The sequence below is a fragment of the Candidatus Accumulibacter vicinus genome (genome assembly GCF_000584955.1).
GTDB classification, from domain to species: Bacteria; Pseudomonadota; Gammaproteobacteria; order Burkholderiales; family Rhodocyclaceae; genus Accumulibacter; species Accumulibacter vicinus.
Genome location: NZ_JDSS02000053.1, coordinates 185887 through 187215 on the forward strand (window position 1 = coordinate 185887; position 1329 = coordinate 187215).

Here is a 1329-nt window from a genome sequence, read left to right on the forward strand (position 1 = left end):
CTATAGCATACGGACCGAGCAGGCTTATAGCGATTGGGTGTGACGGGTGCAATCGAAAGTCACGGGAGCGTTGTGACTCAAAGGGGGTCGAAGGGGGCAGTGGGATGAGGCGGCAGGCACGAAACGTGTATAGTCGGATAGGGTGACCTTATCGGAGAGATGCCATGGATCTGGAGAGGAAGATTGCGGTGGGCAAGCGAGAAACCGTTGCGGAGCGGTTAGAACGTCATCCGGCCTTAAAAGCTCGGATGGAAAGGATGCTGGATGTGGTCGAAAACGCCTCAGGGGACGTGCGACGAGCAGACGACGCCGAGCGCCGAGCGATTGAAGAACTCCGCCAAATGGGGCTTGAGGTCATGCAGGACTGGGGCCGGAAGACTGCAAATGAGGCTGCAGTCGAGTTGGAAGCAAGGGGTGGGGTTGTTCGCGAGGTAAAAAAACTGCACTGGACTTGCACGTTCGGTGACGTGACGGTGGAAGAGCAGACCTACCGGACAAAGGAAGGCGGCAAATTGTGCCGGCCCTTTCAGAGCCAGGCGGGCATTTCTTGCCGGGGATATTCCAAACGGCTGCAGAGGGCCATCACCGATTTTGGTGCTGACGTTCCGTTTGCCCAGGTTCGGGAGAAGATTCGCGAGCATGACGGGATCGACATTGCGAATGGAGCGGCGGCAACGATCACAGAAGATCACGCCCGCAGGATAAGTATTACGGACATGACGCCCGAAGCTCGCCCGACGAAGGAGGCGCTGACGTTGATCGCCGAAATCGACGGCAACATGATTCCGATGGTAGAAACGGGAAAGGCCGGCGATGATGGTCCGCAGGATCGACGCAAGACACGCCACTTGTTCTGGAAAGAAGGCAAGCTGTCGATGATCCGACGTGCTGGCGAAGTAGCGCCCACCTTCGCGGTCACCTTGGGCGATGCCGCAGCCGCAGGAGCCGACATCCTGCGGCTGGCGATAGCGGCCGGCTTCAACGAGCGCAGCCCTATCCATGGATTGGGTGACGGCGCAGTTTGGATTGAAGATCAGATGGAGCGTCAGTTCGGTGCGCGATGCAAGTACCATGTCGACTTCTTTCACGTGTGTGATTACCTTGAGGCGGCTAAGGTTTGCGCTGCCCACGATCCGAACTGGATTGAACGGCAGAAAGACTGCCTGAAAACGGACAGGCTTTCCGCGGTCTTGACGGCCCTGGCGCCTTTCCAGGAACCGGACTCCGTGCCGTCAGAACAGGCCCCGGTCCGTGGGTGTTACCGTTATCTGATCAACCGCCCCGGGCAATTCGACTATCAGGCCGCCATTCAAGCCGGCTTGCCTATCG

Annotated in this window: 1 protein-coding gene; it reads left to right on the top strand. The window is 58.5% G+C overall.

Going from position 1 to position 1329, the window contains the following annotated elements:
• Positions 1 to 164: 164 nt before the first annotated feature.
• The coding region (locus CAPSK01_RS21205; protein ID WP_273704238.1) for a UPF0236 family protein at positions 165 to 1329 on the top strand (1165 nt) is incomplete at its 3' end.